The organism is Klebsiella sp. NPDC088457 (assembly GCF_044900465.1).
Lineage (GTDB): Bacteria > Pseudomonadota > Gammaproteobacteria > Enterobacterales > Enterobacteriaceae > Klebsiella.
This window is the reverse complement of record NZ_JBJDNH010000086.1, coordinates 1-7,694: the sequence shown is the minus strand read 5'-3', so window position 1 is coordinate 7,694 and position 7,694 is coordinate 1. Positions and strand designations below refer to the sequence as shown.

The following is a 7,694-nucleotide window of genomic DNA, read 5'->3' as shown; positions in this document are numbered from 1 at the left end:
CCATCGGTTGACTCCTTTTAAGATAATCGTCTGATTAACCATTACCTTACCGGATAAGCCGATGGCTCTCACCATCCTGCCGAATTTACACCACGTCCTAAGACTCTACCAACAGCCTTCTGTGTGAATTATCAGGGAGCAGGTCAGTATCTTTATTGGTTCATCCTACCTGCCCAAAAAAACGTTGCAGTCTTTCCGGCTGGCTACCTTGTCGGATTTCCTCTGGTTTAGCGTCATGGATCACTTCTCCTTTCTCCATGTAGATAATTCTGTCCGAGACGCCTAGCGCGAAATTCATTTCGTGGGTAACAATCACCATCGTCATCCCCTCAAGCGCCAGCTCCTCAATCACTTTTAAAACTTCACTCACAAGTTCAGGATCGAGCGCAGAAGTAGGTTCATCAAAAAGCATCACCGATGGCTGCATCGCCAGCGCGCGCGCGATAGCTACTCTTTGCTGTTGTCCTCCAGAGAGCTGGTGTGGGTATTTGTTGGCATGCTCATCTAAACCGACCTTCTTCAACATAGCGAGGCTGAGTAGGCGGATGGCAATACGTGAATTATGCCGGTGGTAGATAGGTGCAAGCATTACGTTTTCAAGTACAGTAAGGTGGGAGAACAGATTAAAGCCCTGGAAGACCATCCCGACATGCACGATGCGATGAAGATGCTGTTTTTCATCATATTTAGTATTGGCATAAGACCCAATCAGGAAGGGCTCATTCTGCAGCCAGACAGCGCCATTATTCAGCGTTTCTAGTCCATTGAGGCAGCGAATTAGCGTGGTTTTACCCGAGCCTGATGGTCCAATAATTGATACTACCTCGCCCCATTTGATTTTCAGGCTTACGGTTTTTATTACTTCGTTATCGCCATAGAACTTCTGCCCTCGCTTAAGCTCAATGGCGAACTCTCCTTTGTGCTCAATGTCCAGCCGGCGTCGTGTCGCCACCTGTGATGGGGGGACGTTGAATTCTTTAGTAATACCGGGCGTGCGCCGTGCGATATCCAAATGTCGCTCAAGCGCCTGAAGCAAGAAGCTAAACACCGTAACTACTAGTACGTAGTAGAATGCCACTGCTAGCAATGTTTCAAGGATTAGAAAGTTCTGCGTATACAACTGCTCGCCAACTAGCAAAATCTCGGTCAGTGAAATTACAGACACTAGTGAGGTAAGTTTAACGATGGTGATATATTCGTTAATTAATGTAGGCAGTGCGACACGAAATGCCTGCGGTACTACTATCAGCCGTTGCACGCCAGCATAGCGAATACCCAGCGCCTTACCGGCCTCAAGTTGTCCCCTGGGAATCGACAGCAGCCCTCCTCGGTGTATCTCGGCGATATAGGCGGATTCACTGAGTACCATGGCTACCAGCCCGGCAATAAAAGGGTTTCCGAGAAACTGGCTGGTTGCCGGAAAAAACTGCGGCAGGTTATAGACGAAAATCAGTAATACCATAAGTGGCAGGCTGCGGAAGAACCAGATATAAAAGCGGGAGAAGCCGCTGATAAAAGGGTTTTTAGACTGCTTTGCCAATGCCAGAAAAAAACCGAATATAATACCCAGCACCCAGGCATATAAGCTGAGTTCGACAACCGTCAAAGTTGCCTGCCAGAAAGATCTATCAACAAACAGGCTCAGCAGATAATTCCAGTCAAAGTTCATTTCCCATTCTCCGGAAAAGTAAGTGCGAGCCATAATGTAGTTATGGCTCCGGGGTGGGTGTTTAACCTTTGAAGGCTGCGGCGATCTCGTCTGCCGATGGTTCCTGAAGGTTATACTTCTTAAGCAGCGCCTGATAGCTACCGTTCTTTTTTTGTTCTTCCAATGCATCAGTCAGCGCGGTAAGCAATTGGTGATTTTCTTTAGCGACGCCGAGACCGATAATCACCGGGTCAAGAATTGTCTTCGAAGTTATTTGCAGCCGCCCCTTGGTCTGGGTAACCAACATCTGCGACACCGCAGCATCGTCAAACTGCACATCTGCAGCATGCGACAACAGCGCTTGTGCCGCCAGGGGGGAGGAAGCGTACTCCTGTACAGTAATGAGACCTAACTTGTTTTCCGAACAGTATCCTGTGGAGAGTTTATTCAATGCAGGCACCCATGCCGCACCTTTAAGTGACGCCACCTTCTTACCACACAAATCTTTCTGTGTTTGCGGCTTAAAATCACTGCCCTTCAAGGTCATCAGCGATCCACCAGTTTTCAGGTAGGGGATGTAGCTAATCTGCTTTGCTCGCTCAGGGGTGATGTATAACGCTGATGCGATCACATCGAAGTGGCGTCCGGTCAGGCCGAGAACCAGGTTAGCAAAACGGGTATCTTCTGTTTGAGTTTTAATACCAAGAGACTTTGATAATAGTTTCATTAGGTCGGCATCAAATCCCGCAGCTTTCCCCTCAATCAGATAATCATAAGGTGCCCAAGTCAGATCAGATCCAATAGTAAGAACTCCCGGCTGCTTTGTTTCAACTGCTGCTTGCGCTATGTTGAAAGCACCGACGAGTACTAATGCCATCAGTGTTTTAACTTTAAATTTATTGTGGAAAGTCATGATTAACCCCTGATATCAACTAAACAGTTAACGAATAACAATTAATTCTCGTGGTGCACGCCGGGTCAGTATTTGTGGCCCTGATGCGGTAATATGAATATTTTCTTCATGCACCAGCATTTTCCCTGGCGCAAACTCCATGCCCGGTTCAATGGTTATTACCATCCCCTCACGCAGAACAGTTTCATCTCCCGGCATATGAGATGGAGGTTCGGTCAGTTGCAAGCCAAGACCATGTCCGAGCCTGCCAACGTTGTAGCCTTGTGCACCAGCCTTCTGCAGCATCTCATTCATACAGCGCCAAAGATCAGTAGTGGTTGCACCCGGCACGGCCAACTTAATAGCTGCATCGGTAGCATCCCAAAGCGCTTCATTTGCCCGCAGGGCAGCATCCGGTACTTTGCCAAATCCGAAATTACGGTCAAAGTCACAGAAGTAGCCGTTTACCGTCGCACCGACGTCGACGATCAGTACGTCACCGTCGCAGATCTCGCGTCCAGAAGGTCGGGAGATGATTTGCTCGTAACCTCCGGGGCCTGAAGCCGCAGCCATAAATGGGACCGCATGCGCGCCACCTAGAATGATGTCAGAGGTAAGCCGCTGACAGATTTCACGTTCGGTTTGCCCACTACATGCATAATTGGGCAGGTGGTCGAAGGCGTCACAGACGATGCTGCAGGACTGGCGGATCCAATCCACCTCGGCAGCAGACTTCACCGCACGGATATTCCAGATGCACGGCGAACCATCGACCAACTCGAAGGCCGTCAGCCGCTTTTTCAGTAGAAAGAGATCGTTCAGCGGCATGCGTACTACCGATTCGCGCCCAAACTCCATTCCAATACGGCCAAAACGCTTGGGTAGACTCTCCAGCGCACCGGCGAGAAGTGATACACCGTCGTCCGCCGGACATGGTGCTGGCCAGCTAAATGTGGTGCCGATCCAGCTACCCTGCAGAAGGGGCGCGCCGATTTCAGGCACAATCGCTGTACACAGCCCTTCCGCTGGGATCAGGAAGAACCATGGCCGCGTGGGACTTTCCCAGAATTGGCTGTCAAAACCGCTGAAGTAGCGGAAATTCGGGGGAGAGGTAACCAGAAGCGCATCAAGCTGATGATGACGCATTTCCGCCTGCACCCGATTGATACGTTGTTGAAATTCCTGTGCGGTAAAAGCCAGCTCCATAGTAAGCTCCTGATTTTTTATGAATTAAGGGGTGTTTGCCAGTTGCCATAACGTATCGGCAAGAATTTGCGCGCCCAGCGTCAGTTCGATAACAGAGGTATATTCCGCTGGATGGTGACTGACGCCGTCGCGACTCGGGACAAAAATCATCGCGGTCGGACAAACTCTAGCCAGCATCTGTGCATCATGACTGGCACCGGAAATCATACGTAGTGTTCTCGGGGTTCTCTTTGTTGCAGCCAGCTCAATTGCCCGGCAAATATCAGCTGAGAATAAAACCGGATCAGCACGGGAGATGTTGCGTAGTTCAACTCCAAAGCCCTCCAGTTCCAGCGAGTGAGCTGTCTGATGTAGACGGATGTCTGCCTGACGCAGCCGCTCCGAATTGGCATCACGAAAGTCGACCGTAAACCGTGCGTGGCCGGGGACGACGTTGATTGCACCCTGTTCGAGGCTAAAACTACCGATTGTGGCCACATTTGGTAGGCCTTCCTTGACCGCGATGTGGTTAAGTGTCTGCGCCAGTTGCATTGCCGCCTGTCCCGCATCACGTCGCATATTCATCGGAGTGGTTCCCGCGTGGTTAGCTTGCCCATGCACATCGATCTGCCACCACGAATGCCCCTGCACACCTTCAACAACACCAATATGGTTCTCCGTCGACTCCAGTACTGGTCCTTGCTCGATATGAAGTTCAATAAAGCTGCCCGGCAGGTTCAGCCAGGGATCTGATTCGCCGTTGTAGCCGATGCGCTGCAATTCACTGCCGAATCGCTCGCCGCTGTGTGACTCGACATTAAGCGCGTCATGCAGGCTGAAATCTTTTACCATCACCCGAGAACCTAGAAGATCCGGTGTGAATCGGACTCCCTCCTCGTTACTGAAGGCGACCACCTCAATCGAAGTTGAAGGCTTCATTCCACAGTCATTTAGTGTTTGAAGTAGTTCAACACCAGCCAGCACACCGTAGCAGCCATCGAGCCTGCCAGCGTTAATCACCGTATCAATGTGTGAGCCGGTGCCGACCGGAGGTTGATCGTTTACGCCTCGGTACAAGCCATGAATATTGCCAATGCGGTCGGTCCACACCTCCGCTCCGGCATCACTCAGCCACTGCGTCAACAGGTCACGTCCACGGGCATCTTCATCAGTTAGTGCTAGTCTTGTCAGTTCGCCGATGCCGTTTATTTTCGCCATTGCGTCCAGTCGCTCCAGCAGTCGGGTGCCATTGATTTCCGGCATCACAGCAGTTCTCTCCCTTTACTCAGCAGCTCGGAATACAGCACTTCATCCGTTGCACCTTCGGTATTGATCAGCAGCACCACGGAGTCTGATTCAAGCCCTAAAAGTTCACGCGCTCTGGCTGAGTTTACGCACGCTTGTAATCCGGCCAATCCGGCACCTCCGCTTTCGCCACCACACATTGCTGGATCGTCACTGAGTGGCGTCGCAAGACGCGCCATCGCCCGAAGCGCATCTTCGTCGGATACAGTAATGAATGCCTCAGCGGCTTGCTCGAGGATGTCCCATGCAACCAGAGAGGATTCATAACACTCCAGCATGCCCATCACCGTCGGCGCACTTTCTTCAACGCGAGTATTGCGGTTATTAATACTGCTGAAGTACACGCAGGCTGCTTTATCCGGTTCTACGACAATAACTTTAGGAGAGCGTCTCCCTAACCTCGTGTGTAGGTGCGCTGCCACTGCGGCGGCAAAACCACCGACGCCTGCCTGTAAGAAGATGTGCGTAGGGTTTTGCTTTGCGTCAGCAATCTGGCGCACCATCTCATCCGCCATAGGGAGATAGCCCTGCATCACCCAAGTTGGGATGGTTTCATAGCCAGCCCAGGAAGTGTCGGATACTACGTGCCAGCCTTTCTCTGCAGCATTGCGCGTGGTAAATTCCACCGAGTCGTCGTAGCTTCCGTTAACGCGGATTACTTCTGCGCCTTGTTCACGGATTGCGGCGGCGCGGCGCTCGCTGACGCCTTTATGGATAAATATCACTGCCTTGCAGCCAAGTCGGGCTGCGGCGGCGGCAACCGCGCGACCGTGGTTGCCATCGGTCGCGCATGAGATGGTTATTCGGGATGCAACATCTCTAACTTCCTTACTGTAAACTTCGGCAGGTGGTACAGCCCTACCCAACTCATCTTCGGCCACTGCAAGTAGTAGACGAATGACCGCATGCGCCCCCCCTAAGGTTTTAAAACTTCGCAGCGAAGAACGTTGCCCTTCATCCTTGATATAGATCTCTGCTACACCCAGTGAATTCGCCAGTTCTTTTAACCTGAATAGTGGAGTTTCGGCATATTCAAAAAACTGCAGTAAATCCTTTATTTCTCCTAGGTGTTCAGCGCCAAAAGGAACATATTTCTCGAAGTTGTAGGATTTAAGCCGCCGATCTGAAGCGTTGATATGGAGTTGCATCTCTCTATCCTTAGTGCCAAGGTAATGGGGAGAATATATATCCCTCAGTAGGATAATTGCTGTCATAATTAGATGTTAATGAGAGAATTTTTCTCGCGTGTAAAAATTGAGAGGCACAGATGGCGAAACCACTTAAGACAACTGATGAGTTCGACAAAAAAATACTTGATATAATTCAAATGGATAATCAGGTTCCTGTCAGAGAGATAGCCGAGAAAATAAACCTTTCACTTCCCGCTGTAGCGAAAAGGTTACAGAGACTAAAGGCTCTTGGTTATATCACCCATAATAAAAGCATATTATCTCCGGAGTTATTAGGGGTAAATAACACGATTATTGTTAACGTTTCAGTGGAGAATGAAGCTGTTGAAGAATTGGATAGAATTCGTGAGCGATTTCTCAATTGCCCTCAAATACAGCACTGTTACTATGTAACAGGTGATATTGATTTCGTTTTAATTCTGGCAGTTAGAGATATGCAAGAATATGAAAGACTCACCCGTGAACTATTTTTTGATGGAGGTAACGTGCGTCGATTCAGAACTTATGTGGCAATGGAGCGTGTTAAGGCCTCCCAGGATTTATTACTGAGCCACTTATAGGAGGTGCATAAGTAAAAACTATTATGATTGGGAGGAATTTTTAATTATAAGCAGACAGCCACTTGGTAGTAACTCTGGTGATGCAATGAATTAATACAATTTTACAGAAGTGATATGCTTAGCAATGCATACATGTTCCAAGGAACAAGGAATTTTAGCGAGGCGTTTTAACTTTAATCCGCTCAGATGTTTTTGACCGACACTAGTCTGTAAGACGATGTTGTATTAGTCGCTACTTGATCTGACACATGGCCTTGAAAGGTTGAGAGTTACCGGTTTTGATATGGGTGTCGAATCCTTATACAAAACACGAGGTAACTCTCATGATTCATACTACCAATCCCGTCATCAAACACAAAGCTGGTTTACTCAATCTGGCTGAAGAACTCAGCAACGTATCAAAAGCCTGTAAAATCATGGGTGTTTCGCGTGATACGTTTTATCGTTACCGCGAACTGGCCGATGAAGGCGGTGTGGATGCCCTGATTAATCGTAGTCGCCGCACACCTAACCTTAAGAACCGTACCGATGAGGCAACTGAACAGGCTGTTGTTGATTACGCCGTCGCTTTCCCGGCACACGGACAGCACCGGACCAGCAACGAGCTGCGTAAACAGGGTGTTTTTATCTCCGGCAGTGGTGTCCGTTCTATCTGGTTACGCCATAACCTTGAGAATTTCAAAAAACGGCTGAAAGCACTGGAAGAAAAAGTGGCCCGTGATGGAATTGAACTGACTGACAGCCAGATCGCAGCACTGGAGCGTAAAGCCAGTGATGACGAGGCCTGTGGCGAAATCGAAACTGCTCATCCGGGATATCTGAATCGCCACGGATAATCTAGACACTTCTGAGCCGTTGATAATATAGGTTTTCATATTCAGCCGGTGGCATCTGCTCGCTCGAACCATGCCGAC

Annotated in this window: 6 protein-coding genes and 2 pseudogenes; 2 read left to right on the top strand and 6 right to left on the bottom strand. The window is 49.4% G+C overall.

Annotated elements, in window-relative coordinates; all coding sequences use genetic code 11:
• Nucleotides 1-160: 160 nt before the first annotated feature.
• The 6 genes and pseudogenes from ACI2JR_RS27495 to ACI2JR_RS27470 form a co-directional block, all read right to left on the bottom strand.
• The gene (locus ACI2JR_RS27495; protein ID WP_462480010.1) at nt 161-904 is read right to left on the bottom strand and encodes an amino acid ABC transporter ATP-binding protein; all 744 of its coding nucleotides are present in this window, start codon (nt 902-904) and stop codon (nt 161-163) included.
• 117 nt (nt 905-1,021) lie between these two features.
• Nucleotides 1,022-1,669 (bottom strand): annotated as a pseudogene (locus ACI2JR_RS27490) (amino acid ABC transporter permease); the annotation flags it as partial.
• 61 nt (nt 1,670-1,730) lie between these two features.
• The gene (locus tag ACI2JR_RS27485; RefSeq protein WP_462480008.1) at nt 1,731-2,561 is read right to left on the bottom strand and encodes an ABC transporter substrate-binding protein; all 831 of its coding nucleotides are present in this window, start codon (nt 2,559-2,561) and stop codon (nt 1,731-1,733) included.
• Nucleotides 2,562-2,588: 27 nt separating this feature from the next.
• The gene (locus tag ACI2JR_RS27480) at nt 2,589-3,746 is read right to left on the bottom strand and encodes a M24 family metallopeptidase (RefSeq protein WP_462480007.1); all 1,158 of its coding nucleotides are present in this window, start codon (nt 3,744-3,746) and stop codon (nt 2,589-2,591) included.
• Nucleotides 3,747-3,770: 24 nt separating this feature from the next.
• Entirely contained in the window at nt 3,771-4,988 is a 1,218-nt protein-coding gene (locus ACI2JR_RS27475) for a Zn-dependent hydrolase (RefSeq protein ID WP_462480009.1), read from the bottom strand.
• On the bottom strand, nt 4,988-6,178 hold the full coding sequence (locus ACI2JR_RS27470; protein WP_462480006.1) for a diaminopropionate ammonia-lyase: 1,191 nt from the start codon (nt 6,176-6,178) through the stop codon (nt 4,988-4,990). The genes ACI2JR_RS27475 and ACI2JR_RS27470 overlap by 1 nt, the downstream gene beginning before the upstream one ends.
• Before the next feature lie 119 nt (nt 6,179-6,297).
• Here ACI2JR_RS27470 and ACI2JR_RS27465 point away from each other — a divergent pair, with 119 nt between their 5' ends.
• Both ACI2JR_RS27465 and ACI2JR_RS27460 read left to right on the top strand, forming a co-directional pair.
• On the top strand, nt 6,298-6,780 hold the full coding sequence (locus tag ACI2JR_RS27465) for an Lrp/AsnC family transcriptional regulator (protein WP_462480005.1): 483 nt from the start codon (nt 6,298-6,300) through the stop codon (nt 6,778-6,780).
• 323 nt (nt 6,781-7,103) lie between these two features.
• Nucleotides 7,104-7,601: pseudogene (locus tag ACI2JR_RS27460) on the top strand (helix-turn-helix domain-containing protein); the annotation flags it as partial.
• Between the last annotated feature and the right edge of the window lie 93 nt (nt 7,602-7,694).

Bases quoted from the DNA above. Each gene is read 5' to 3' on its own strand.
- ACI2JR_RS27485 (WP_462480008.1), bottom strand. From the start codon at position 2,561: ATGACTTTCCACAATAAATTTAAAGTTAAAACACTGATGGCATTAGTA.
- ACI2JR_RS27480 (WP_462480007.1), bottom strand. From the start codon at position 3,746: ATGGAGCTGGCTTTTACCGCACAGGAATTTCAACAACGTATCAATCGG.
- ACI2JR_RS27475 (WP_462480009.1), bottom strand. From the start codon at position 4,988: ATGCCGGAAATCAATGGCACCCGACTGCTGGAGCGACTGGACGCAATG.
- ACI2JR_RS27470 (WP_462480006.1), bottom strand. From the start codon at position 6,178: ATGCAACTCCATATCAACGCTTCAGATCGGCGGCTTAAATCCTACAAC.
- ACI2JR_RS27465 (WP_462480005.1), top strand. From the start codon at position 6,298: ATGGCGAAACCACTTAAGACAACTGATGAGTTCGACAAAAAAATACTT.